Genomic DNA, 23,890 nt, shown 5'->3' with positions numbered 1-23,890 from the left:
CGGAATATGAAACCAGTAATGTTGAAGATCGACAGCCTGAAGGTCGCGTACGGCGGCATCCAGGCGGTCAAGGGCGTGGATCTGGAGATTCGCGAAGGTGAGCTGGTCACGCTGATCGGTGCCAACGGCGCCGGCAAGACGACCACCATGAAGGCCATCACCGGCCTGCAGGGCTGGGCCGGCGGTGACGTGCAGTATCTCGGCAAGTCCATCAAGGGCGTGCCGAGCTACAACCTGCTCAAGCAGGGCCTGGCGATGGTGCCGGAAGGCCGCGGCGTGTTCGCGCGCATGACCATCGTCGAGAACCTGCAGATGGGTGCCTTCACGCGCAACGACGAGGCCAACATCAAGGCCGACATCGACCGCATGTTCGGCATCTTCCCGCGCCTGAAGGAACGTGCAAACCAGCTGGCCGGCACGATGTCGGGCGGCGAGCAGCAGATGCTGGCCATGGCGCGTGCGCTGATGAGCCAACCGAAGCTGCTGCTGCTGGACGAGCCGTCGATGGGTCTCTCCCCGATCATGGTGGAGAAGATCTTCGAGGTCGTGCGCGACATCTCGGCGCAAGGCGTGACCGTGCTGCTCGTTGAGCAGAACGCGCGTCTGGCGTTGCAGGCGGCGCACCGCGGCTACGTGATGGACTCCGGTCTCATCACCATGAGCGGCGATGCCAAGCAGATGCTCGACGATCCGAAGGTGCGCGCCGCCTACCTGGGCGAATAAGCACCATCAGCGCCATGAGAAAGCCCCGCAATCGCGGGGCTTTTTCTTTGCGCATGGCCAACGTTTCAGGCAGATCCTGCCGTATAGATGTTCGGCCGATGCAATTGCATGAAGCCGACGCCCTCGGGCACATCGGTAAAGCCATGCTTGCGATAAAGCCAATCGGCGCCCGTTGTCACTAACACTGTGCGGCGCAGGGTCTGCAGGTCAGGGTGCTCGCGCAGGAAATCCATCAACGCGTGCGAGATGCCTTTCCCACGCCAATCCGGTAGCACGAACACATCGCACAGGTAAGCGAATGTCGCACGATCGGTGATGACGCGCGCAAAACCCACAAGGTCACCATGCGAGCCATCGTCGGCTTGTCGATACGCGCCTAGGCACAGCGAGTTCGCGAGCGATCGTTCGAATACGTCGCGCGGCAGGCCGCGGGCCCAGTACGTTTCCTGCGAGAGAAAATCGTAGATGTCGTCCAGCGGAAGCCACGCGGAATCATCAGACAACACGATCCCCGTGGCCGGAACGTCTCGCGTCACGGCCATGGCAAACCTCAGAGTGGGAGCAGCGATGGGGCGATGAAGGGCGACGCATTGCGCGCCGCCCCCGAGGTCATGCGATGCGCTTTAGGCGTGTGCTTTCAGCAGCGTGCGCAGCATGCCGATCATCGTGTCGATCTCTTCTGTCGTCACGTTCAGCGCAGGCATGAAGCGCAGGATGTTGGGGCGCGGGGCATTCAGCAGCAGGCCGGTCGGGTTCATCTCGCGAGCGGCTTCCACAAGTTGGCCGCCGATGTCCTTGCCGAGCAGCAGGGCGCGCAGCAGGCCGTTACCGCGTTCGCCAGCCAGGCCAAACTCTTCGCTCAGCTTGAGCAGTTGGGTGCGCAGATAGGCGCCGCGTTCTTGCACGCCGTCCAGGAAGCCCGGGGCCAGGAGTTGCTCGATCACCGAGCAGCCCACGGCCGTCATCAGCGGGTTGCCGTTGTACGTGCCGCCCTGGTCGCCGGCCTCGAAGCTGGCAACTTCATCCGTGCACAGCAGGGCCGAGAGCGGCACGCCGCCGCCGATGCCCTTGCCGAGCGTCATGATGTCCGGCTCGATGTTCGAGAGCTGATAGGCGAAGAGCGTGCCGCAGCGGCCGCAACCGGCCTGCACTTCATCAACGATCAACAGGATCTTGTGCTTCTTGGTCAGCGCGCGCAGTTGCTGCATGAATTCCGGCGTGGCGGGCAGCACGCCGCCTTCGCCTTGCACCGGCTCCAGCATCACGCCGACAGTCTCGTCGGTGATGAGCGCTTCCACCGAGGCAATGTCGTTCAGGATGGCCTTCGGGAAGCCCGGCACCTGCGGCGCGAAGATGGTGTCCCAGCCGGCCTTGCCGGATGCGCTCATGGTTGCGAGCGTGCGGCCGTGGAAGCTGTGGTCGAACGTGATGATCTGGAAGGCGCCGTTCTTATGCTTCTTGCCCCACTTGCGGGCGAGCTTGATGGCGCCTTCGTTGGCTTCGGCGCCGCTGTTGGCGAAGAACACCTTGTCGAAACAGCTGTGCGCGGTCAGCAGGCCGGCCAGCTTGGCCATCGGCTCGTTGTAGAACGCCGGGCTCGGGTTGATCAGCTTCCTGGCCTGCGCGTTCAGCGCTTCGATCATGCCGTCGTTGGAGTGGCCGAGGCAGTTGACGGCCCAGCCTTGCACGAAGTCCAGGTATCGCTTGCCGTTGTGGTCCGTCAGCCAAGAGCCCTTGCCTTCGGTGAAGACGATCTCGGGCCGGTTGGTGATGTACATCAGGGACTGGACGGGGTAGTCAGCAAACGCCATGGCAAAGCTCCAGAAAAAGGCGGCAGGAAGATGAAAAACCGAAAAAACGCGAGTTGGAAAAAGACAAAGGCCACGGGGGTTGCCCCGTGGCCTTGTGATCGTCGAATCCTGTGAACCCGATATGCAATCAGCAGACAGCCGCGTGGCTTCCCGGAGGGAGCAACGTACGGCGGCGTCGGAGGTGCAGGGCTGGGTTCATAAGGCGCAAGAATAAGACGGATGCCAAGTCAAGTCAAAATGAAATTTGACGCTGTATGGATTCGCGCAACGATCACCCAGCCGGATGCAGGTCCGCCTCGGAAGTGAACGAGTCGGCGAAGAACGCATCAGGGTGCATCCCGCACTGGGCAGCGAAGTCCGTGCGGGCGGAGTTGATCACCACCGGCGCGCCGCAGGCGTAGACCTCGTGGCCCGACAGGTCGGGGTGATCGGCCATCACCGCTTGGTGAACGAAGCCGGTACGGCCTGTCCAGGCGTCTTCGGGCAGGGCGTTGGAGACGACCGGCACGTAGGTGAAGTTCGGCAGCGTGCGCGCCCATTCTTCGGCCTTGGCGTGCATGTACAGGTCTTGCGGGCGACGGCCGCCCCAGTACAGCGTCATCGGGCGCGTGCTGCCGATGAACTGGGCGTGCTCGATGATCGCCTTGATGGGCGCAAAGCCGGTGCCCGAGGCCAGCAGGATGATCGGCTTGTCGGATTCTTCACGCAGGAAGAAGCTGCCGAGCGGCCCCTCGAAGCGCAGGATGTCACGCTCCTTCATGGCCGGGGCGCCTTCCTTGGCGCCGAACACGTAGTCGGTAAAGGCGCCGCCCGGCATGTGGCGGATGTGCAGCTCGATCGGACCGTCGTCGTGCGGCGGGTTGGCGATCGAGTAGCTGCGGCGCTTGCCGTCGCGCAGGAGGAATTCCACGTACTGTCCGGCCAGAAATTGCATACGCTCGGTGGCAGGCAGTTGCAGCTTGACGATGGTGACGTCCGGCGCGGCCTTTTCCAGCGACGCGACGCGGCATGGGATCTTCTTGATGGGGACATCGCCCGCGCCGTGCACTTCGCGCACTTCGATGGTGACGTCCGTGGCAGGCGTGGCGCAGCAGAACAGCGCGCGGCCTTCGGTGGCCTCCTGGGCGCTCAGCGCGTTGGGCGAGTGGTTGCCCTGGACGATCGAGCCCTCGCGCACGAGGCCCTTGCACGAGCCGCACGCGCCGTTCTTGCAGCCGTACGGCAGGCCGATGCCCTGGCGCAGCGCGGCTGCAAGGATGGTCTCGCCGTCTTCGGCCTGGAATTGGCGGCCGCTGGGCAGCACGTTGATCTGGTAAGCCATACTACAATCCAAATATGTTGAAAAGTGTGTCTGGTCGCCCATCTGGGCATGCAATGATGGTCAATCCGGCAGCACGTCCGATGGTGAATCAGTCAGCCGCTCGGCCATCCAAATCTCCGCTGCGCTTGCGCCGTCCCCGCGTGCTGATCGTCGGCTGCGGCGATGTTGGGCAACGCTGCCTGGCGACGCTCCGCACGCGTTTTCGCGTCTTTGCCGTCACCTCACGCCTTGAAGGTTGCGCTCCGTTGCGCGAAGCCGGTGCCGTGCCGATTGTCGCCAATCTGGACGATCCCGCGTCGTTGCGCCGCCTGCGAGGGTTAAGCGCCCGCGTGCTGCATCTGGCACCGCCCCCCGCTGCGGGCAACGATGATCCGCGTACTGCCGCGCTACTGCACGTGCTGGCGCAGCCAGCCCCGGTTTCCCCAGCTACAAAACCTCGCATTTTACCCGAGCGGGCACGCAGGCCGCGTGGCCTCACTGGCCGCTTGAAAACTCCCCTCCAAGCGCGTGCGTTCGTGTATGCCAGCACCAGTGGCGTCTACGGCGATGCGGGCGGCGCCTGGGTCGACGAATCTCGGCCGGTGAAGCCAACCACGGCGCGTGCCCAGCGCCGCGTCGCCGCAGAGCGCCGTGTGCGCTGGTTCGGTGCGGGCGGCGGTTGGCGCACGTCGATCTTGCGCATTCCCGGCATCTACGCGGCGGACCGGCTGCCCGTCGCGCGGCTCGAACGCGGCACGCCCGCCTTGCGCGCCGAGGACGACGTCTACACCAACCACATCCATGCCGACGACCTGGCGCGCGCCGTCGTTGCCGCGCTGTTCCGCGGGAAACCGCAGCGCGTTGTGCATGCCACTGACGCATCGGAGCTGCGCATGGGCGATTACTTTGACGCCGTGGCCGACGCGCGCGGCTTGCAGCGGCCGCCGCGCATTTCGCGAGCGGAAGCCGTACAGCAGATCGAGCCCGCGCTGCTGTCGTTCATGAGCGAATCGCGCCGGTTGCGCAACACGCGGCTCGGGCGGGAGTTGCGTATGGCGCTGCGCTACCCGACGGTGGCGGATTTCCTGAGCAGCGAGGCCTGACATGAAGGCGCCTGCGCCTGCCCCTGCAACGCCATCGCACGGCACCCGGCTGCGCGTTGTGCGGTTGGCGCTTTGGCTGTCGGCAGTGGCGGTGGGCGTAGGTGCCTCCTGGTTTGCCGCCAGCTTCGTGGCGGATTCGATGAGCGCGCGCGACATGCAGCAGATGATCGATGCGCGCCGCCAGCTGGCCGCGCAGGTAGCGGAAGGTATGTCGAGCCAGATCACGGCCGACGTGGCCTTGCTGCGGGCGCTGCCGCAGACGCTCGCGCAGATCGATGCCATCCCGCGTGCCGTAGCGCGCGTCGACACCCGGCGCTGGAACCTGATGGACCAGGGCTCGCGTGCCCAAGAGGCGATGTCGCACCCGGAAGTGGCCGATATCGACGCATTCCTGAACACGACCGCCGGCAATCTCGGGCTCGACTACGTCTGGGTCGTCAACCAACACAATTACGTGGTGCTGGCCAATAACGCCGGTCATGCCGATTCGTTCGTTGGCGTGCAGTCGAGCATGCAGCCGTACATGAAGGAGGCGATGCTGGGCGGCCTCGGCGAACAGTTCACGATTGGCCGGGTGACGGGCGTGCCGGGCTTGTTCTTCGCTGCGCCGGTGTATGACGCTGGTGGATACCTGGTCGCGGCGATGGGCACCAAGGTGAGCCTCGCGAGGCTGCAGCACTGGGTGTCGCACCCGACGTCGCTGGTGACCGATCCGAACGGGCTGATCATTTTGTCGACTGACGCGTCGCTGGTGGGCAAGATCCTGCCGGATGCGCGCCTGCAGCGCATGGGCGCCAGCGACCGGTACAACGCCTACCAGCGCGTCGACTTCGAACCGTGGCCCTATCAGCCCACGGCAAAGGCGCATCACGACGTGCCCAGCTGGGTGCCGGCCGAGGTGCGGGATACGCTGGCTTGGCGCGAGGGCAGTGCGATGCCATCGCTCACCGTGTCTCGCAATGCCAGTGCGGACCTCACCGTCGTCGTGGCCGAGCCGCTGCCTGCGTGGGGCCAGCAGATCGCCAATCATGCGCGCAACCGCGCGATCGGCTTCGTGCTGTTTGTAAGCGTGCTGGTGACGTTCGTGCTGGTGGCGTGGTCTCTGGTGCGCGAGCGGCAGCATCACCGCTTGACGCGCCATCTGAACCAGCGGCTGCAGCGCTCCAACAGCGCGCTCGCCAACGAGGCGCATTTCGACCATCTCACGGGTGTGCTGACGCGGCGTCGCTTCCTGGCGCTGTTCGATACGGTGCTCGCACGTGCCCACAATCGCGGCGAACCGCTCGTGCTTGTGCTGGCCGATCTGGATCACTTCAAGCGCATCAACGACACATGGGGCCACGCTGTGGGCGACATGGCGCTGCAGCGCTTTGCGTCGCTTGCCACGGGCGTGCTGCGCAGCAGTGATCTGGTCGGGCGTCTGGGCGGCGAGGAATTCGCCATGGTGATGGGCCGCACCACATTGGAGACGGCCACCGAGGTGGCGGAGCGCCTGCGTACGGCAGTGGCCGAGACGGACGAGAGTTTCCCGACCGGACTGTCGATGACCGTCAGCATGGGCATGACGGTCTGCCGCCCGGGCGATACAGCGTCGGAGATGCTCAAGCGCGCCGACCTGGCGCTGTATCGCGCCAAGGAAAGCGGGCGCAACCGGCACGTCGCCGGCTGAAACTGGCGACTAGCGCGCGACGCGGCCAGCGCGGCGGCGGCGAAGTTCGAGCTGCGTGCGCGTGCCTGACAGCGGCACACGGCGGAAGCGCTCGCGGCGCTGCTCCTCATCAAAGAACGCCAGGGAGGGTTTGACCAGATCGCTGCGCGAGACAATGCCCACCAGCGCGCGCGATTGCGAATCGGCCACCACCGGCAGCCGCTCCAACCCATGCACTGCCAGGCGCGTGGCGACGATGCGGCAGGTCTCGCCTGGCAATGCCATCACGGGAGCATTCGCACCAAACAATTCGGCAACGGTGACGGCGCCGCGCTTCTGGCCCGCCAGCAGCGCATCGCGGTCAAGCATGCCGATCAGCCTGCCATTCGTCCCACCTTGCACGACCGGAAACGCGCGGTGCGCCTGCTTGGGCCCAAAGCGGTTGGCGAGTGTATCGGCCAGTGTGGCGTGTGCGTCGATGGTCTGCACCGAACGCGTCATGACTTCATCCACGGCGTGGCGCTCAAGCGGGTCGACAGCGTATTCGCGATAGATGTGGAAGCCGCGGCGCGCGATCTTCTCGGTCATGATCGAGCGCGGCATGGTCAGCACGACAAAGCCGTAGGACACCGCCACCGCCAGCAGAATCGGCAGCAGCGCGTTCACATCGTGTGTCAGCCCGAAGGCGAAGACGATGGCGGTGAGCGGGGCACCCAGCACGCCGGCCAGCATGGCGGCCATGCATACCAGCGGCCACAGGCCTGGGTCACCACCCGGCAGCACGGGCCCGATCAGCACACCAAGACCCGCGCCCATCATCAGCAGCGGGGCGAGCACGCCGCCCGACGTGCCGGAGCCCAGCGCGATCACCCAGATGATGGCCTTGACCACCAGCAGCGCCAGTGCCACGCGGATGGCGAGATGGTTGTGCAGCAGATCGCCGATGACGTCGTAGCCGACACCCAGCGCGCGCGGCTCGAAGTAGCCGCCAATGCCAACCACCAGGCCACCGATGGCCGGCCACCACATCCAGTGGATGGGCAGGCGGCCGAACAGGTCTTCGGTCTTGTACAGCGCCATCGACAGCGAGCGTGCCAGCGCGCCGCACAGCAACCCCGCGACCACGCACGAGCCCAACGCAGGCAGCGTTGCCGGTGCGGTTTCCAGCGGGAAGAGGGGGCCGGGCTCCAGCACCAGCACACGCAGAAAGCCCGCCACGGCGCACGCCACCGCCACGGGCAGCATGCTGCGCGGGCGCCATTCGAACAGCAGCAGTTCCACCGCCAGCAGCAGCGCGGCCACGGGCGTGCCGAACACGGCCGTCATGCCCGCCGTGGCACCGGCCACTAGCAGCGTCTTGCGCTCGGCGGCCGTCAGCTTGAAGAACTGCGCGAACAGCGAGCCGATCGCGCCGCCCGTCATGATGATCGGGCCTTCCGCGCCAAACGGGCCGCCGCTGCCGATCACGATGCCCGACGACACGGGCTTGAGCACCGCCACCTTGGGCGACATCTTGCTCTTGCCGAACAGGATGGCCTCGATGGCCTCGGGAATGCCGTGGCCGCGAATCTTTTCCGAGCCAAAACGCGCCATCAACCCGACGATCAGCCCGCCGATGAGCGGTACCGCAATCACCCATGCGCCGAGCGTGTTGGTGGCCGGCGAGCGGTCGGCCAGCGACAGCGTCTGGAAAAAGAACAGGTTGGTGAAGAAGCGGATCAGGTTGAGCAGCACCACGGCGGCCAGCGTGGCAAACGCGGCGATGACGACCGCCAGCGCAGTGGTGCGGAACAGCGTGGTGTCGGTCGCAAAGTCGCGCCGGTGCTGGTGGTGTTCAAGGGTTTGCATGAGGTTACTGCTCGGCGGAGGGTTCGGCAGGGTGATCAAGGTGGGGGATCTTGAAAGCACGGCTGAAGGCCGACAGCTCGCTCTGATGCAGCCCGGCCAGCAGCGCGACGAGGTGATCACCCTTGCGGGAAAGGTGGACTTCCACCTGGCGCGCGTCGGTATCGCTCTGACGGCGTTCGACCAGGCCCGCTTCTTCGCAGCGCGTGATGAGTGCCGCCGTGCCATGCGGCGCGGCCTGCAGGCGCTCGGCCAGCTCGCCGACGGTGGCCCATTCGCGCCCGGCATAGCCTTTCACGTGCAGCAGCAACTGATACTGCAGCGGCGTGATGCCCTTGGCGTGGATCAGATCTTCAGACGCGCGCAGGAAGCGGCGCAGGTGATAGCGGAAATCGGAGAGGCTCTCGAACTCCTGCTTGGATAAAGGTCGGGCGGGGGTAGACATGGCGGAATCAAACGGTTCGGGCCGGAATATATCACGGTGTGACATATTTGGGAAAGCCCGCCGTGTTGCTGTATTGCCAACCCGGAGTGCGTTCTGACTTGCGTGGATTGTTGATTGCCAATCAAGACTGTTTCGTTGACGGGCGGGTTTTTCTGCAAAGGTGGAGCCCGCACACTGCGGTCCATGCCCTTTGCGCTGATAGCGAATGCATCGCCCGCAGCGCGCCTTTTGACCCGATCACAACCATGCCTCCCGCACTCGACAAACTGACCCACGGCGGCTTCAGCATTGGCATTGAACTGCCGCTGGACAACGATTGGTCCGCCACCGGCGACGCCAAGCGCCTGCGTGACGGGCGCCGCCACGGTGTGCCCGATATCGAACACCACGCAACCCTCGCCAAACTCGCGGATTCGCTCGGCTTTCGTGCCCTGTGGGTGCGCGATGTGCCGGTGTATGACCCCGCATTCGGCGATGCCGCGCAGGTGTTCGAAGCGTTTTCGTACCTCGGCTACCTGGCTGGCATCACGCGCAACATTCTGCTCGGCACGGCGGCCGTTGTGCTGCCGCTGCGCGAGCCGCTGCTGACGCTCAAATCGGCCACGACCATCCAGGAATTGAGTGGCGGTCGTCTGCTGCTTGGCGTGGCAAGCGGAGACCGGCCCGTCGAATATCCGCTGTTCGGCCGCGACTTCGAATCGCGCGGTGCAAGCTTCCGCGACCAGGTCGCGCTATTGCGTGACGGGGCGCGCGGCAGCTTGCCCGCCGGGGTGGAGATTCTGCCGGCCATGCGCACGCCGCTTCCGCTGCTGGTGGCCGGCCTGGCGCAACAGACGCCAGCGTGGATCGGCACCCACATGGACGGTTGCCTTGCCTACCCGGGCGCGCCGGCCGATCACGCGCAACGCGCCGCCGCATGGCGTGCCGTTGCGGGCGACAAGCCCTACATGAGCTTCATCCACCTCGATCTGGCCGAAGACCCGCACGAACCGCTGCAACGTCATCGCTTTGGCGCACGTGCCGGGCGCATTGCACTGTCCGAAGAATTGGCGGCGATGCGCGAAGCCGGTGTGCAGCATATCGGGCTGCACTTCCGCCGAAATCGTCGCCCGCTTGCTGAAACGTTTGCGGAAATCGCGGCAGAGGTTCTGCCCGCTTTCCATTCCTCTGCTTTGGAGTACACCGCATGAACCCCACCCCCACTTCTGCCGAGCCCACGCGCAGCAGCGCGACGCTGCCGCTGCTCGCGCTTGCCGCTGGCGCCTTCGGTATTGGCACCACCGAGTTCTCGCCGATGGGCTTGCTGCCCGTGATTGCCGACGGCGTGCATGTATCGATTCCCCAGGCCGGCATGTTGATCAGCGCGTATGCGATCGGCGTGATGGTCGGTGCGCCGATCATGACGCTGTTGCTCGCACGCTGGCCGCGACGCAAGGCGCTGATCGCGCTGATGAGCATCTTCACCATCGGCAACCTGCTGTCGGCCGTCGCGCCCGATTACACGACGCTGCTGCTCGCGCGGCTCGTCACCAGCCTCAACCACGGCGCGTTCTTCGGGCTGGGTTCCGTGGTTGCCGCCAGCCTCGTGCCGCGTGAGAAGCAGGCCAGCGCCGTGGCGACGATGTTCATGGGCCTGACGATCGCCAACGTCGGTGGCGTGCCCGCCGCGACGTGGCTTGGTCAGATGATCGGCTGGCGCATGTCGTTTGCCGCCACGGCAAGCCTGGGCCTGATCGCCATCGTGGGCCTGTTCACCGCGTTGCCGAAAGGCGATGCCGGCAAGATGCCCAACCTGCGCGCCGAACTGGCCGTGCTGACACGTCCCGTCGTGCTGGGCGCGCTTGCCACCACGGTGCTCGGTGCGGGCGCGATGTTCACGCTGTACACGTACGTCGCCCCGACACTCGCTCAGTTGACCGGTGCCTCGCCGGCGTTCGTGACGGCCATGCTGGTGCTGATCGGCATCGGTTTTTCGATCGGCAACATTGCCGGTGGCCGCCTGGCCGATCGCTCGCTCGACGGCAGCCTGATCGGCTTTCTGTTGTTGTTGATCGTAACGATGCTCGCGTTTCCTCTGCTCGCCAAGACACACGTCGGTGCGGCCGCCGCGCTGCTGGTGTGGGGCATTGCCACCTTCGCGGTTGTGCCGCCGTTGCAGATGCGTGTGATGCGCGCCGCGGCTGAAGCGCCGGGCCTCGCTTCGTCGGTCAATGTGGGTGCCTTCAACCTCGGCAACGCCCTGGGGGCGGCAGCGGGCGGTGCGGCCATCTCTGCAGGCCTGGGCTATGCGGCGGTGCCGATTGTCGGCGCGGCGATTGCTGCGGCAGGCCTTGCGCTGGTGGGGCTGCATGTCGTGCAGCGCAGGACGCGCCTTGCCATGAACCCCTGATTCGATTTCCCCTTGGAGCACAAGATGAACAAGATTCCCGCTTTTGGCCTTGGCACGTTTCGCCTGAAGGGTCAGGTTGTCATCGACTCGGTTCGCAATGGCCTGGAACTCGGCTACCGCGCAATCGACACGGCCCAGATCTACGGCAATGAAGCCGACGTGGGCGAGGCCATTGTCGGCTCAGGCGTGCGCCGCGAAGACCTCTTCCTCACCACCAAGATCTGGGTCGACAACTACGCCAAGGGCAAGCTTGCGGCAAGCCTCGAAGACAGCCTCGCCAAGCTGCGAACCGACTACGTCGACCTCACGCTCATCCACTGGCCTGCGCCCAACAACGGCGTGTCGCTCGAAGAATTTATGACCGCGCTGGCCGACGCCAAGGCCCGGGGTTTGACGCGCGAGATCGGCGTTTCGAACTTCAACATCGCGCTGACGCAACAGGCGATGGCGGCGGTCGGCAAAGACGCCATCGCCACCAACCAGATCGAGCTGAGCCCGTATCTGCAGAACCGCAAGCTCGTTGAATTCCTGCAGCGCGAGGGCATTCACGTCACGTCGTACATGACGCTCGCATACGGCAAGGTGCTGGGCGATCCGGTGATCGGCGCGATTGCGCGGCGGCACGAGGCAACGCCGGCGCAGGTCGCGCTGGCCTGGGCGATGCAGCTCGGCTATTCGGTGATCCCGTCGTCGACCAAGCGTGAAAATCTTGCGAGCAACCTGCGCGCACAAGCGCTGCAACTGACGGCAGACGACATGGCGCAGATCGCCGCGCTTGAGCGCAACGGCCGCGAGGTGTCACCCGAGGGGCTTTCGCCGGCGTGGGATTGAACGCCGCGCCGTCGGCACAATAGAAAAAGCCGCTCCGAAGAGCGGCTTTTTCACGTTGACGAGCGCTTGGCCCGTGACGCATCAGTCGTCCAGTTGCGACAGGTCGCGCACCGCGCCCTTGTCTGCCGACATGACCAGCTTGGCGTACGCCTTGAGCGCGGCCGACACCTTGCGCGGACGCGGCTGCGCAGGCTTCCAGCCCTTGGCGTTCTGCTCTTCGCGGCGACGCGCGAGTTCTTCGTCCGACACCATCACGTTGATCGTCCGGTTGGGGATATCGATGCGGATCTTGTCGCCGTTGCGCACCAGGCCGATCGCGCCGCCTGCAGCCGCTTCCGGCGAGCAGTGACCGATCGACAGCCCCGACGTGCCACCCGAGAAGCGGCCGTCCGTCAGCAGCGCGCAGGCTTTGCCCAGGCCCTTGGACTTGATGTAGCTGGTCGGGTACAGCATTTCCTGCATGCCGGGGCCGCCCTTCGGGCCTTCGTAACGCACGACCACCACGTCGCCGGCCTTGACCTTGTCGGCGAGGATGTTCGCGACCGCTTCGTCCTGCGATTCCGTCACGTGCGCCGTGCCCTCGAACACGAGGATGCTTTCGTCCACGCCGGCGGTCTTCACCACGCAGCCGTCCAGCGCGATGTTGCCCCGGAGCACGGCCAGGCCGCCTTCCTTCGAGAAGGCATGCTCGTTCGAGCGAATGCAGCCCTCGGCGCGGTCAAGGTCCAGGCTCGGCCAGCGCGTGTTCTGACTGAACGCGACCTGCGTCGGGATACCGGCGGGGCCGGCACGGTAGAACGTCTGCACGGCTTCGTCCGACGTGCGGACGATGTCCCACTGGTCCAGCGCGTCCTTCATCGTGGGCGCGTGCACGGTGGGAGCGTCGGTGTGCAGCTTGCCAGCGCGGTCCAGCTCACCCAGGATGGCCATGATGCCGCCAGCGCGGTGCACGTCTTCGATGTGGTACTTGTTCGTGTTCGGCGCAACCTTGCACAGCTGCGGCACGACGCGCGAAAGGCGGTCGATGTCCGCCATCGTGAAGTCGATCTCGGCTTCCTGTGCGATGGCCAGCAGGTGCAGGATCGTGTTGGTCGAACCGCCCATCGCGATGTCGAGCGTCATGGCGTTCTCGAATGCCTTGAAGCCGACCGAACGCGGCAGCACACGTTCGTCGTCCTGCTCGTAGTACTGGCGGGCCAGTTCAACGATGCGGTGGCCGGCGCGCTTGAAGAGCTGCTCGCGGTCTGCGTGCGTGGCGACCACGGTGCCGTTGCCCGGCAGCGACAGGCCCAGGGCTTCGGTCAGGCAGTTCATCGAGTTGGCCGTGAACATGCCCGAGCACGAACCGCAGGTCGGGCATGCCGAGCGCTCGACTTCGGCCACTTCCTCGTCGGAATACTTGCTGTCGGCCGCGATCACCATCGCGTCGATCAGGTCGAGCTTCTTGATCTCGATGGCCTTGGTGACCGGGTTGGCCAGGCGCGTCTTGCCCGCTTCCATCGGGCCGCCCGAGACGAAGATCACCGGAATGTTCAGGCGCATGGCGGCCATCAGCATGCCCGGGGTGATCTTGTCGCAGTTGGAGATGCACACCATGGCGTCGGCGCAGTGCGCGTTGACCATGTATTCGACCGAGTCGGCAATGATGTCGCGGCTGGGCAGCGAATACAGCATGCCGTCGTGGCCCATGGCGATGCCGTCATCCACGGCAATCGTGTTGAATTCCTTGGCAACACCGCCCGCGGCTTCGATCTCGCGCGCGACGAGCTGACCGAGGTCTTTCAGGTGCACGTGGCCGGGAACGAACTGGGTGAACGAGTTGACCACCGCGATGATCGGCTTCTGGAAGTCTTCATCTTTCATGCCGGTGGCGCGCCAGAGCGAGCGCGCCCCCGCCATGTTGCGGCCAGCGGTGGAGGTTTTGGAACGGTATGCGGGCATTTTGGGTGCTGAAGAAAGTCGATGGTGGGGCGGGCCACGCGGATAAAGGCCCTCGCGCGCCCGTGCGATCAACCTCTTGAGCCGCGCCCGGGGCAAAACCCGCATTATCCCACGCCTGGCGGGGCGCGTTGCCGGCTGTCGTGGGGTTAGTGAGTGCCAATGAAAAAGCCGCTTCTGCGTGAACAGAAGCGGCTTGAATTCTGGTGCCCGAGGCCGGAATCGAACCGGCACGCCTTGCGGCGGGGGATTTTGAGTCCCCTGCGTCTACCAATTTCACCACTCGGGCAGGTGCTGATGAGCCAGCAATTATGCCAGAAGTCTGGCCAGCCAAACAAGGCGGGCTGGAAGATGCTCAATCCGCCTGTTGATTGTTCTGCTGCTCCAGCACGCGCAGCAGCGACGCCGTATCGTCATACCCCCAGCCATTGGCGACCAGCGTATTGAGCTGCGAAGCCACCAGCTCCATCGCCGGCATCTGCAGGCCGAGTTCCTGGGCGATCTCGCGCACGAGGCCGAAATCCTTGTCGTGCAGGCGCGCTTCGATGCCGGCGGCAAAGTTACGCTCTGCCATCTTGGGGCCCATCATGTCGAGCATGCGGCTGCCCGCAAAGCCCGGGCCGATGGCTGCCAAAACACGTGACGGGTCGGTGCCCTGGACTCGTGCAAACAGCATGGCTTCGGCAATGCCCTGAATATTGATGACCTGCACGATCTGGTTGCACGCCTTGGCGACCTGGCCGGCACCGTGATCGCCGACGTGTGTGATCGTCGTGCCCAGCAGTTCGAGCAGCGGCCGAACGCGTTCCAGTACCTCAGCCTTGCCGCCCACCATGATCGACAGCGTGGCCTTTTGCGCGCCCATGGTGCCGCCCGAAACCGGCGCATCGAGAAATTCGATGCCTGCAGCTTCCAGCTCGGCCGCAATGCGGCGCGTGGCTACGGCGGAGATCGTGCTGTGGTCGATGCACACAGCGCCGCGCGGTGCGCCATGGACGACGCCATCCGGGCCCAGCAGCACGCCTTCCACATCGGCCGTGGAGGTGACGTTGGTGAAGATGACTTCGGCGTCGCGTGCGGCTTCCGCAGGGGTGCTGCAGGGCTCGGCGCCGATGGCGCGCGCATTGTCGGCGGCCTCCGGACGGCGCACATAGGCGCGCACGGTGTGCCCGGCGGCAATCAGGTGCTGGACCATCGGCGTGCCCATGTTGCCGAGGCCGATGAAGGCGATACGTGTCATGGCAGATCTGTGCGTGTTGGATTAGCGCGGGCCAGCGTAAGCAAAGCGGCCGTTCTTGATAATGCCCATCACGCGCGAGCGTTGGTCGAAGCCCTGGTGATCCTGGGCATTCAGGTTCAGCACGCCGTTGGGCACAGTCAGATCGCGCGTGGTTTCCAACGCGTCGCGCAGGGCAGCGCGGAAAGCGGGTGTGCCAGGCTTGGCGCCGGTCTTGAGCGCGCGGGCCGTGGCGTTGTCGAGCAACTGCCACGCGCCCCAGGCGTCGCCCGCAAATTGCGTGACGGTGTTGGGGCCGTACTTGGCTTCATAGCGATCGGCAAATTCCACGGCGACTTTGCGTACCGGATGGCTGGCCGGCAGCTCGCGCGCCACCACCACGGGGCCGGTCGGGAAGAGGGTGCCTTCCACGTCCTTGCCGCCCACCTTGAGGAATTCCGTGCTGGCGATGCCGTGCGTCTGGTAGATGCGGCCCTTATAGCCGCGCTCGACCAGCGTGCGTTGGGGCAACGCGGCCGGTGTGCCGGCCCCGGCAATCAGGATGGCGTCGGGCCTGGCGGCCATCAGTTTGAGAATCTGGCCGGTCACACTGGTATCTGTGCGCGCAAAGCGCTCGTTGGCCACCACGTGCAGCTTGCGCACTTCGGCCAGCTTCGAGAATTCACGCCACCAGCTTTCGCCATACGCATCGGTAAAGCCGATAAAGCCGACGGTGTGCACGCCGCTGTCCGCCATGTGCTGCGTAACGAGCGTGGCCATCTGCGAATCGTTCTGCGGCATCTTGAAGGCCCAGCGGCGCTTGGCGTCCTGCGGCTCGACGATGGAAGCGGAGGCGGCCAGCGTGATCATCGGCGTTTGACCTTCAGCCACCGCGTCGAGCGAGGCCAGCGCTGTCGGCACGATCGTCGGGCCGACGATCACATCCACCTTGTCTTCGGCGATCAGCTTGCGCACGTCGCGCACCGCCATCGACGGGTCGGATGCGTCGTCCAGGATGATGACCTGCGCGCGCTGACCGCCGATGGTCGCGGGCCACATCTGCACGGTGTTCTTGCTGGGAATGCCAATGGCCGCAGCGGGGCCAGTGGTCGACAGCACCACACCCACGCGGATGTCGGCTTGGGCGGGCAGGGCAATGGCGGCTGCGCTGGCAAGGAGCGCGAGGCCGCACAGCAGGCGACGTCGGGTCGTCATGAAGTCTCCGGGGAAGTTGGGCAATTGCAATTGCGGGCGAATCAGAGCTCGTACGCTTCGTGATCGCCGGACATGAGTTGTTCGACCAGCTTGCGCGTGAGCGTCGGCGCAAACAGTTCGATGAAGGTGTAGACGAAGCCGCGCAAATACGCGCCTTGTTTGACGCCGAGGTGCGTGACGTTGGTGCCGAAGAGGTGGCCGGCCGGAATCGCGCGCAGGTTGCGGTCGCGCTCTGCGTCAAACGCGACGCCCGCCACGATGCCCACACCCAGGCCCACTTCCACGTAGGTCTTGATGACATCCGCGTCGATGGCCTCCAGCACGATATCGGGCTTGATCTGGCGCAGCTCGAAGGCGTGGTCGATCTTGGGGCGGCCGGCAAAGTGCTGGTCGTATGTGATGAGCGGGTAACCCTTCAGGTCTTCCAGCGTCAGGTGCTGGCGAGACAGAAGCGGGTGATCAGGCGGCGTGACCACCACATGCTGCCACTGGTAACCCGGGATCGAGATCAGATCCTTCACGTGCGACATGCCTTCGGTGGCGATGGCAAGGTCGGCCTGGTCGTGCAGGACCATCTCGGCAATCTGCGCGGGCGTGCCCTGCTGAATGGACAGGCGAACCTTGGGGTATTTGCGCGTGAACTCGGCAATCGCCTTGGGTAGCGCGTAGCGCGCCTGCGTGTGCGTGGTGGCGATGGTGAAGTTGCCCTGGTCCTGCGCGGCGTAGTCCTTGCCGACGCGCTTGAGGGTTTCGACCTCTTCCAGCACGCGCTCGACCGAGGCCAGGATGCGGCGGCCCGGTTCCGTGAGACCCCGGATGCGCTTGCCGTGCCGGGTGAAGATATCGACGCCCAGCTCCTCTTCCAGCTCGATGATCGCCTTGGAGACGCCGGGTTGTGATGTATAGAGCGCTTTAGCGGCCTCTGTCAGGTTGAATTTCTGCCGCACGGCTTCGCGCACGAAGCGGAATTGGTGAAGGTTCATGGCTGCGCGGTCGATAAAGAAGAACGGGTGCGAACTGAACGCTACTTATAACCGACACCATATAAACAAACAATTTTTTATTGGTTTGGGATATGAGGCGCGTTCATTACGATGCTCGAACTTCGTGATAACACGCCCTCACTGTCCCCCGCGCCATGACGCTCGCCTATACGGTTTCCGGTTTGCTGGTCGGCCTGTTGGTCGGCCTGACGGGCGTTGGCGGTGGATCGCTGATGACTCCGCTGCTGACGCTGATGTTCGGCTTTTCGCCAGCGACCGCTGTCGGCACGGACCTGGCATTCGCCTCGTTGACCAAGGGCGTTGGCACGATCGCACATCGTAGCCACGGTCATATTCGCTGGGACATCGTCAAGCGCCTCTGCCTGGGCAGCCTGCCCGCCGCGCTGGTGACGGTGATCGTGCTGAAGACGGCCGGCAACCTGGATGCGGAGTGGATGCACGTGATTCGCGTGACGATCGGCGCGTCGGTCATCCTGACGGTGATTTCGCTGCTGTTCCGTCAGCGCGTATTGGGCTGGCTGGCGGCCAACCCGCGTTATCGTCTGCAGGGCACGGCACTGGCCGTGGCCACGGTCATCGTCGGCGTGGTGCTGGGCGTGCTGGTGACGGTGTCGTCCATTGGTGCAGGCGCCGTGGGCGCGACGCTCATCCTGATCCTGTATCCCGAATTGAAGAGCGCCGAAGTGGCCGGCACCGACATCGCCTATGCCGTGCCGCTGACCGCCGTGGCGGGCCTGGGTCACATGTATCTGGGCACGATCGACTGGAACCTGCTGGTGTCGCTGCTGGTGGGCTCCATCCCGGGTATCTGGCTGGGCGCGCGCCTGTCCAAGAATCTGCCGGAACGTCTGGTGCGCGGCGCGCTTGCCGCCACGCTGACGATCACGGCCATCAAGCTGGTGTCGTGATGCGTGATCGCATGCCGGCCCTGCTTGATTGTGGCTGCTGTCGCTGAGCCGGCAGCAGCACCATAACGAAACGCTTTCCCCAAATTGAATCGCACGCCGGCCCAGCCGGATTGGACCGAACAGTCATGTATCAATACGACGCTTACGACCACCGCCTCGTCGCAGACCGCGTAGAGCAGTTTCGCGACCAGGTGCGCCGCCGTATCTCGGGCGAACTGACGGAAGAAGAGTTCCTGCCGCTGCGCCTGCAGAATGGCCTGTACTACCAGCGCCACGCCTACATGCTGCGCGTGGCGATTCCGTATGGCCATCTGCGCGCCAAGCAACTGCGCATGCTCAGCCACATCGCCGCCGAGCATGATCGCGGGTACGGCCACTTCAGCACGCGCCAGAACATCCAGTACAACTGGATCGAGCTGGAGCAGGTGCCCGACATCCTGGCCAAGCTGGCCTCGGTGGAGATGCATGCCATCCAGACTTCGGGCAACTGCATCCGCAACATCACGACGGACCAGTTTGCCGGCGTGGCACCGGACGAGGTGATCGACGCGCGTCCGCTTGCAGAAATCCTGCGCCAATGGTCGACGTTCATTCCTGAATTCGCGTTCCTGCCGCGCAAGTTCAAAATCGCCGTGTCGGCCTCGCGCGAAGACCGTGCCGTGACGCAACTGCACGACATTGGTGTCTACGCCTATGAGAAGAACGGCCAGACGCTGCTGCGCATCCTGGCCGGCGGCGGCATGGGGCGCACCCCGATCCTGGGCGCAATCATCAAGGAAGACCTGCCGTGGCAGCACATGCTGTCGTACATCGAGGCTGCCGTGCGTGTGTACAACCGCTACGGCCGCCGCGACAACAAGTACAAGGCGCGGATCAAGATTCTCGTGAAGGCCATCGGCGCGGAAGAATTCGCCCGCCAGGTGGAAGAAGAGTGGCAGCACATCAAGGATGGACCGTCGACCATCCCGCAGGCCGAGTTCGACCGCGTGGCACAATTCTTTGCGCCGCCCGCGTATGAAAAGCTGGCCGACACCGACGCCACCTACGAAAAGGCGCTGCTGGAGAACAAGGCGTTCGCCCGCTGGGTGAGCCGCAATGTGCATCCGCACCGCGTGCCAGGCTACGCTGCCGTCACGCTGTCGCTCAAGCCGGGCGCGGCGCTGCCCCCGGGTGACGCGACGGCCGAGCAGATGTCGCTGGTGGCGGATTGGTCCGAGCGTTTTGGTTTTGGCGAGCTGCGTGTCGCGCACGAGCAGAACCTGATCCTGCCGGACGTGAAGAAGCATGATCTGTTCGAGCTGTGGCAACTGGCCAAAGAGCACGGCATGGCCACCGCAAACATCGGCCTGCTGACCGACATCATTGCGTGCCCGGGCGGCGACTTCTGCTCGCTGGCGAACGCCAAGTCGATCCCCATCGCACAAGCAATTCAGGCCCGTTTCGACAATCTGGACTTCGTTCACGATCTGGGCGAGCTCTCGCTCAACATCTCGGGTTGCATCAACTCGTGCGGGCACCACCATGTCGGCAACATCGGCATCCTGGGTGTCGATAAGCACGAAGAAGAGTGGTACCAGGTGTCGCTGGGCGGCGCGCAGGGCAACGATTCGGCGATCGGCAAGATCATCGGCCCGTCGTTCAAGGCTGAAGAAATGCCCGACGTGATCGAACGCATCATCGACACCTTCGTTGCCAACCGCACGGAAGACGAGCTGTTCATCGACACCTATCACCGCATCGGCATGGCTCCGTTTAAGGAACGCGTCTACGCCCGTGAAGAAGCCTGAACGCCGAGGGAAATGAACATGAGCAAGATCATCAAGCTGCAAAACGGTGCCCCGCAAGTCGTGGCTGACGAATGGACCGTGCTGCGTGCGCCGGAAGGCGGCGAACTGACGCAAGCCGACGTGGAGGCCACTGCGCACGCCATCGTGCCGCTGGCCTATTGGCAAGCCAACCGCGACGCGCTGCTCGGCCGCGCCCGCGCTGGCACGCTGGCGGTGTGGCTCGCTCCGGACGACGAGCCGTTCGCGCTGGAGGCTGACCTGCCGAACCTGTCGCTGGTGGCGGTGGATTTCCCAGTCTTTCGTGACGGCCGCGGCTACAGCACCGCGTTCCTGCTGCGCCAGCGCCTGGGCTTTACGCGTGAGTTGCGCGCCATTGGCGACGTGCTGCGCGATCAGCTCGACTTCATGCGCCGTTGCGGTTTTGACGCCTACGCCGTGCGCGCAGACAAGAACATCGACGACGCGCTGAATGGCTTTGGCGAGATCAGCGTGCGCTATCAAGGCGCCGTCGACGAGCCGCGCCCGCTGTTCCGCCGCGAGCGTGCTGTCCAGGAGGCCGCGTGAGCCTGAGTGACGCACAAGAAGGCCAAGAGATCGCCGTGTCCGAAGTGCCGGTGTCCGCAATCGGGCGCCCCGTGCTGTGGGCGCGCCCCGTCTACACCGGCACGGCGGAAGCCCTGGTCGCCAAGGAAGCTGCGCTGTTTGAGCGCCTGGCCGAGATTGCCGCCAAGCACGGCGTGGCGAAGTTCGCCACCAGCCTGGCCGCCGAAGACATGGTCGTGACAGATGCCATCCTGCGCAGCCCCGAAGCCGTACGCGCGCACCTGCCGATCTTCACGCTGCAAACCGGGCGCCTGCATGCCGAAACGCTCGCGATGCTCGACCGCATCCGCGCGCACTACGGTTATGCGATCGAGCAATACACACCGGACGCTCGCGCGGTGGAAGCCTACGTACGCGACCATGGCCTCAACGCCTTTTACGACAGCATCGAGCTGCGCAAGGCCTGCTGCAACATCCGCAAGGTGGTGCCGCTGAACCGCGCACTGAAAGACGCCGACGCATGGCTCACGGGCCAGCGCCGAGAGCAGGCTGTCACCCGTGCCGACCTGCCGTTTGCCGAAGACGACACCGCGCGCGGCATCGCCAAGTACAACCCGCTGTTCGACTGGTCCGAGGCCGAAGTCTGGGCTTACCTCGAGCAGCACAACGTGCCGACCAACGCGCTGCATGACAAGGGCTATCCCAGCATTGGCTGCGAGCCTTGCACGCGCGCGGTGCGTGCCGGCGAGGACGTGCGTGCCGGCCGGTGGTGGTGGGAATCGCGCGACAGCAAGGAATGCGGTCTGCATGCGGCAAATGCGGTGACAAATTCGGCGACGAATCTGTCGCAAAAGAATTGAGCGAAAGCGAAGGAAGAATCATGGGAGTGATGAGCGAGATCCCCGGCACGGCGCTGACGCCTGTGCAGAACGAACACCTCGACTGGCTCGAAGCCGAGTCGATCTACATCATCCGCGAGGTGGTGGCCGAGTGCCGCAACCCGGCGCTGCTGTTCTCGGGCGGCAAGGATTCGATCGTCATGCTGCATCTGGCGCTCAAGGCCTTCCGCCTGGGCGATCGCAAGATCGAACTGCCGTTCCCGCTGGTGCACATCGACACAGGCCACAACTACCCGGAAGTGATCACCTTCCGTGACGAGCAGGTTGCCAAGCTGGGCGCGCGCCTCGTGGTCGGGCATGTGGAAGATTCCATCAAGCGCGGCACCGTGCGCCTGCGCAAGGAAACCGATTCGCGCAACGCGGCACAGGCCGTCACGCTGCTGGAAACCATCGAATCGCACGGCTTCGACGCCCTGATGGGCGGTGCCCGCCGCGATGAAGAAAAGGCCCGCGCGAAGGAACGCATCTTCTCGTTCCGCGACGAGTTCGGCCAGTGGGATCCGAAGGCCCAGCGCCCGGAACTCTGGAGCCTGTACAACGCCCGCATGGCGCAGGGCGAACAGATGCGCGTGTTCCCGATCTCCAACTGGACGGAACTCGACGTTTGGCAGTACATCGCTCGCGAGAACCTGGCCCTGCCGCCGATCTACTACGCGCATCAACGTGAAGTCGTGCGCAAGAACGGCCTGCTGGTGCCGGTGACGTCGATCACGCCCAAGGCCGATGGCGACGTGAGTGAAGTCCTGTCGGTGCGCTTCCGCACCGTGGGCGACATCAGCTGCACGTGCCCGGTGGCGAGCACCGCCGCCACGCCGGCCGAGATCATCGCCGAGACGGCCGTCACCGAAATCACCGAACGCGGCGCCACGCGCATGGACGACCAGACGAGCGAAGCCTCAATGGAAAAGCGCAAGAAGGAAGGGTATTTCTGATCATGACGAATCAAGCATCGCACCAAGGCCTGCTGCGCTTCATCACCGCCGGTTCCGTTGACGACGGCAAGAGCACACTGATCGGCCGCCTGCTGTACGACAGCAAGGCCGTGCTGACCGACCAGCTGCAAGCGCTGGCCAACGCCAAGAACAAGCGCACTGCCGGCGAGCAGATCGACTTCTCGCTGCTGACCGACGGCCTGGAAGCCGAGCGCGAGCAGGGCATCACGATCGACGTGGCGTACCGCTATTTCTCGACTGCGCGTCGCAAGTTCATCATTGCCGACACGCCGGGCCACGAGCAGTACACCCGCAACATGGTGACCGGCGCCTCGACCGCGCACGCTGCCATCATCCTGATCGATGCCACGCGTGTGACGACCGTCGATGGCAAGACGGAGCTGCTGGCCCAGACCAAGCGCCATTCGGCCATCGTCAAGCTGCTGGAGCTGCAACATGTGATCGTGGCCATCAACAAGATGGATCTGGTCGACTACAGCGAAACGCGCTTCAACGAAATCCGTACCGCCTACGATGCATTGGCCACGCAACTGGGCCTGCGCGACGTCCGTTATGTGCCGGTGTCGGCGCTGCGCGGCGACAACATCGTGCACGCATCGGAAGCCATGCCGTGGTATCAGGGCGAGCCGCTGCTGGCGCTGCTCGAAGACCTGAAGGTGGAAGAGACCGCTCCGGCGGGCGACGATGCGCTGCGCTTTCCGGTGCAGCTGGTGGCGCGCCAGGATGGCTCGCAAGCCGATGACTTCCGCGGCTACATGGGTCGTGTGGAAGCCGGCACCGTGCGCGTCGGCCAAGCCGTGCGCGTGCTGCCCGCCAACCGCGAAACCACGGTGGCCGAGGTGCTGACGCCCAATGGCGCGGCTGAATCCGCCGGCCCCGGCGAGACCATCACCGTGCGCCTGGCGGACGATGTGGACATCTCGCGCGGCGACACCATCGTCGCTGCCCCGACCACTGCCGCCAACGCAGCCAAGAAACTGCATGCCGACCTGTGCTGGTTCGACGAACACGAACTGAACCCGGCCCGCAAATACGTGCTCAAGCACACCACGGCCACCGTGTTTGCACGCGTGTCGGATGTGGAGCGCGTGCTCGACGTGCATACGCTGTCGCACGAAACCGGCCGCAAGCAGATCGCGCTCAACGATATCGGTACGGTCAATATCAGCCTGCAGAAGCCGATCGTGTGCGACGCGTACGGTGACAACCCGGCGACCGGCGCGTTCATCCTGGTGGACGAAGCCACGCACCATACGGTGGCAGCTGGCATGATCCGTGCATTTTCCTGATGTGGATGGGGCGCGGTAAGTTGCGCCCCGCAGGAAAAAGCAA

21 protein-coding genes and 1 tRNA gene are annotated in these 23,890 nt (G+C 64.8%); 12 read left to right on the top strand and 10 right to left on the bottom strand.

Translation table 11 applies throughout. The features are described from left to right. Positions 1 to 6: 6 nt before the first annotated feature. Entirely contained in the window at positions 7 to 723 is a 717-nt protein-coding gene (locus ACTJK6_RS15155) for an ABC transporter ATP-binding protein (RefSeq protein ID WP_009241298.1), read from the top strand. 65 nt (positions 724 to 788) lie between these two features. Here the strand turns inward: ACTJK6_RS15155 and ACTJK6_RS15150 are convergent, their stop codons facing one another. From ACTJK6_RS15150 to ACTJK6_RS15140, 3 genes are all read right to left on the bottom strand, one after another. Beyond that, positions 789 to 1,265: a GNAT family N-acetyltransferase gene (locus ACTJK6_RS15150; protein WP_440839494.1), complete on the bottom strand. Its 477-nt coding sequence runs from the start codon at positions 1,263 to 1,265 to the stop codon at positions 789 to 791. 81 nt (positions 1,266 to 1,346) lie between these two features. Beyond that, entirely contained in the window at positions 1,347 to 2,534 is a 1,188-nt protein-coding gene (locus ACTJK6_RS15145; protein WP_440839493.1) for an acetylornithine transaminase, read from the bottom strand. A gap of 271 nt (positions 2,535 to 2,805) precedes the next feature. Further along, on the bottom strand, positions 2,806 to 3,855 hold the full coding sequence (locus tag ACTJK6_RS15140; RefSeq protein ID WP_316872969.1) for a CDP-6-deoxy-delta-3,4-glucoseen reductase: 1,050 nt from the start codon (positions 3,853 to 3,855) through the stop codon (positions 2,806 to 2,808). A gap of 80 nt (positions 3,856 to 3,935) precedes the next feature. On the opposite strand from ACTJK6_RS15140, the gene ACTJK6_RS15135 reads away from it, so the two are divergent. Both ACTJK6_RS15135 and ACTJK6_RS15130 read left to right on the top strand, forming a co-directional pair. Then, on the top strand, positions 3,936 to 4,937 hold the full coding sequence (locus tag ACTJK6_RS15135) for an NAD-dependent epimerase/dehydratase family protein (RefSeq protein ID WP_440839625.1): 1,002 nt from the start codon (positions 3,936 to 3,938) through the stop codon (positions 4,935 to 4,937). Position 4,938: 1 nt separating this feature from the next. Next, positions 4,939 to 6,606 carry a diguanylate cyclase gene (locus ACTJK6_RS15130; RefSeq protein WP_440839492.1) on the top strand — a complete coding sequence of 556 codons (1,668 nt, stop codon included), beginning with the start codon at positions 4,939 to 4,941 and terminating at the stop codon, positions 6,604 to 6,606. Positions 6,607 to 6,615: 9 nt separating this feature from the next. Here ACTJK6_RS15130 and ACTJK6_RS15125 read toward each other — a convergent pair whose 3' ends face one another. After that, positions 6,616 to 8,433, bottom strand: a complete 1,818-nt coding sequence (locus ACTJK6_RS15125; protein ID WP_440839491.1) for a chloride channel protein — start codon at positions 8,431 to 8,433, stop codon at positions 6,616 to 6,618. 4 nt (positions 8,434 to 8,437) lie between these two features. Further along, entirely contained in the window at positions 8,438 to 8,875 is a 438-nt protein-coding gene (locus ACTJK6_RS15120; protein WP_232040783.1) for a MarR family winged helix-turn-helix transcriptional regulator, read from the bottom strand. 245 nt (positions 8,876 to 9,120) lie between these two features. Here ACTJK6_RS15120 and ACTJK6_RS15115 point away from each other — a divergent pair, with 245 nt between their 5' ends. Genes ACTJK6_RS15115 through dkgB form a run of 3 tightly spaced genes read left to right on the top strand, consistent with a single transcriptional unit; the run spans position 9,121 to position 12,095 of the window. Next, on the top strand, positions 9,121 to 10,065 hold the full coding sequence (locus ACTJK6_RS15115) for a TIGR03571 family LLM class oxidoreductase (protein WP_440839490.1): 945 nt from the start codon (positions 9,121 to 9,123) through the stop codon (positions 10,063 to 10,065). Then, positions 10,062 to 11,264, top strand: coding sequence for an MFS transporter (locus ACTJK6_RS15110; RefSeq protein ID WP_440839489.1), 1,203 nt, complete (start codon positions 10,062 to 10,064; stop codon positions 11,262 to 11,264). Before ACTJK6_RS15115 ends, ACTJK6_RS15110 begins: the two co-directional genes overlap by 4 nt. 24 nt (positions 11,265 to 11,288) lie before the next feature. Continuing rightward, the gene (gene dkgB / locus ACTJK6_RS15105) at positions 11,289 to 12,095 is read left to right on the top strand and encodes a 2,5-didehydrogluconate reductase DkgB (RefSeq protein WP_440839488.1); all 807 of its coding nucleotides are present in this window, start codon (positions 11,289 to 11,291) and stop codon (positions 12,093 to 12,095) included. 81 nt (positions 12,096 to 12,176) lie between these two features. Here the strand turns inward: dkgB and ilvD are convergent, their stop codons facing one another. The 5 genes from ilvD to ACTJK6_RS15080 form a co-directional block, all read right to left on the bottom strand. Beyond that, entirely contained in the window at positions 12,177 to 14,036 is a 1,860-nt protein-coding gene (gene ilvD / locus ACTJK6_RS15100) for a dihydroxy-acid dehydratase (protein ID WP_440839487.1), read from the bottom strand. A gap of 201 nt (positions 14,037 to 14,237) precedes the next feature. Beyond that, positions 14,238 to 14,322 (bottom strand) — tRNA-Leu (locus tag ACTJK6_RS15095). Between the two features lie 66 nt (positions 14,323 to 14,388). Beyond that, the gene (locus ACTJK6_RS15090; RefSeq protein WP_343618937.1) at positions 14,389 to 15,273 is read right to left on the bottom strand and encodes an NAD(P)-dependent oxidoreductase; all 885 of its coding nucleotides are present in this window, start codon (positions 15,271 to 15,273) and stop codon (positions 14,389 to 14,391) included. A gap of 21 nt (positions 15,274 to 15,294) precedes the next feature. After that, positions 15,295 to 16,464, bottom strand: a complete 1,170-nt coding sequence (locus ACTJK6_RS15085) for an ABC transporter substrate-binding protein (protein ID WP_260802009.1) — start codon at positions 16,462 to 16,464, stop codon at positions 15,295 to 15,297. 41 nt (positions 16,465 to 16,505) lie between these two features. After that, the gene (locus tag ACTJK6_RS15080; RefSeq protein ID WP_147213309.1) at positions 16,506 to 17,447 is read right to left on the bottom strand and encodes a CysB family HTH-type transcriptional regulator; all 942 of its coding nucleotides are present in this window, start codon (positions 17,445 to 17,447) and stop codon (positions 16,506 to 16,508) included. 155 nt (positions 17,448 to 17,602) lie between these two features. Here ACTJK6_RS15080 and ACTJK6_RS15075 point away from each other — a divergent pair, with 155 nt between their 5' ends. The 6 genes from ACTJK6_RS15075 to ACTJK6_RS15050 all read left to right on the top strand — a co-directional run bounded on the left by ACTJK6_RS15075 (position 17,603) and on the right by ACTJK6_RS15050 (position 23,847). Further along, entirely contained in the window at positions 17,603 to 18,376 is a 774-nt protein-coding gene (locus ACTJK6_RS15075) for a sulfite exporter TauE/SafE family protein (RefSeq protein ID WP_045202820.1), read from the top strand. A gap of 125 nt (positions 18,377 to 18,501) precedes the next feature. Beyond that, complete coding sequence (locus ACTJK6_RS15070; protein WP_232040776.1) at positions 18,502 to 20,163, top strand: nitrite/sulfite reductase; 1,662 nt, start codon at positions 18,502 to 18,504, stop codon at positions 20,161 to 20,163. 18 nt (positions 20,164 to 20,181) lie between these two features. After that, complete coding sequence (locus ACTJK6_RS15065; protein ID WP_440839486.1) at positions 20,182 to 20,727, top strand: DUF934 domain-containing protein; 546 nt, start codon at positions 20,182 to 20,184, stop codon at positions 20,725 to 20,727. A gap of 2 nt (positions 20,728 to 20,729) precedes the next feature. Continuing rightward, positions 20,730 to 21,566 carry a phosphoadenylyl-sulfate reductase gene (locus ACTJK6_RS15060; protein WP_316870217.1) on the top strand — a complete coding sequence of 279 codons (837 nt, stop codon included), beginning with the start codon at positions 20,730 to 20,732 and terminating at the stop codon, positions 21,564 to 21,566. 20 nt (positions 21,567 to 21,586) lie between these two features. Then, a complete protein-coding gene (gene cysD, locus ACTJK6_RS15055) occupies positions 21,587 to 22,537 on the top strand; it encodes a sulfate adenylyltransferase subunit CysD (RefSeq protein ID WP_232040774.1) in 951 nt (316 codons plus the stop codon). A gap of 2 nt (positions 22,538 to 22,539) precedes the next feature. Beyond that, a complete protein-coding gene (locus tag ACTJK6_RS15050; RefSeq protein ID WP_316870023.1) occupies positions 22,540 to 23,847 on the top strand; it encodes a sulfate adenylyltransferase subunit 1 in 1,308 nt (435 codons plus the stop codon). Positions 23,848 to 23,890 lie beyond the last annotated feature (43 nt).

The organism is Ralstonia sp. 22086, assembly GCF_052045975.1.
In the GTDB taxonomy this organism is placed as follows: domain Bacteria; phylum Pseudomonadota; class Gammaproteobacteria; order Burkholderiales; family Burkholderiaceae; genus Ralstonia; species Ralstonia wenshanensis.
Note: the sequence above shows the minus strand (reverse complement) of the source record. Positions and strands in the feature narration are given on the sequence as shown.

Bases quoted from the DNA above. Each gene is read 5' to 3' on its own strand.
- ACTJK6_RS15155 (WP_009241298.1), top strand. From the start codon at position 7: ATGAAACCAGTAATGTTGAAGATCGACAGCCTGAAGGTCGCGTACGGC.
- ACTJK6_RS15150 (WP_440839494.1), bottom strand. From the start codon at position 1,265: ATGGCCGTGACGCGAGACGTTCCGGCCACGGGGATCGTGTTGTCTGAT.
- ACTJK6_RS15145 (WP_440839493.1), bottom strand. From the start codon at position 2,534: ATGGCGTTTGCTGACTACCCCGTCCAGTCCCTGATGTACATCACCAAC.
- ACTJK6_RS15140 (WP_316872969.1), bottom strand. From the start codon at position 3,855: ATGGCTTACCAGATCAACGTGCTGCCCAGCGGCCGCCAATTCCAGGCC.
- ACTJK6_RS15135 (WP_440839625.1), top strand. From the start codon at position 3,936: ATGGTGAATCAGTCAGCCGCTCGGCCATCCAAATCTCCGCTGCGCTTG.
- ACTJK6_RS15130 (WP_440839492.1), top strand. From the start codon at position 4,939: ATGAAGGCGCCTGCGCCTGCCCCTGCAACGCCATCGCACGGCACCCGG.
- ACTJK6_RS15125 (WP_440839491.1), bottom strand. From the start codon at position 8,433: ATGCAAACCCTTGAACACCACCAGCACCGGCGCGACTTTGCGACCGAC.
- ACTJK6_RS15120 (WP_232040783.1), bottom strand. From the start codon at position 8,875: ATGTCTACCCCCGCCCGACCTTTATCCAAGCAGGAGTTCGAGAGCCTC.
- ACTJK6_RS15115 (WP_440839490.1), top strand. From the start codon at position 9,121: ATGCCTCCCGCACTCGACAAACTGACCCACGGCGGCTTCAGCATTGGC.
- ACTJK6_RS15110 (WP_440839489.1), top strand. From the start codon at position 10,062: ATGAACCCCACCCCCACTTCTGCCGAGCCCACGCGCAGCAGCGCGACG.
- dkgB (WP_440839488.1), top strand. From the start codon at position 11,289: ATGAACAAGATTCCCGCTTTTGGCCTTGGCACGTTTCGCCTGAAGGGT.
- ilvD (WP_440839487.1), bottom strand. From the start codon at position 14,036: ATGCCCGCATACCGTTCCAAAACCTCCACCGCTGGCCGCAACATGGCG.
- ACTJK6_RS15090 (WP_343618937.1), bottom strand. From the start codon at position 15,273: ATGACACGTATCGCCTTCATCGGCCTCGGCAACATGGGCACGCCGATG.
- ACTJK6_RS15085 (WP_260802009.1), bottom strand. From the start codon at position 16,464: ATGACGACCCGACGTCGCCTGCTGTGCGGCCTCGCGCTCCTTGCCAGC.
- ACTJK6_RS15080 (WP_147213309.1), bottom strand. From the start codon at position 17,447: ATGAACCTTCACCAATTCCGCTTCGTGCGCGAAGCCGTGCGGCAGAAA.
- ACTJK6_RS15075 (WP_045202820.1), top strand. From the start codon at position 17,603: ATGACGCTCGCCTATACGGTTTCCGGTTTGCTGGTCGGCCTGTTGGTC.
- ACTJK6_RS15070 (WP_232040776.1), top strand. From the start codon at position 18,502: ATGTATCAATACGACGCTTACGACCACCGCCTCGTCGCAGACCGCGTA.
- ACTJK6_RS15065 (WP_440839486.1), top strand. From the start codon at position 20,182: ATGAGCAAGATCATCAAGCTGCAAAACGGTGCCCCGCAAGTCGTGGCT.
- cysD (WP_232040774.1), top strand. From the start codon at position 21,587: ATGGGAGTGATGAGCGAGATCCCCGGCACGGCGCTGACGCCTGTGCAG.
- ACTJK6_RS15050 (WP_316870023.1), top strand. From the start codon at position 22,540: ATGACGAATCAAGCATCGCACCAAGGCCTGCTGCGCTTCATCACCGCC.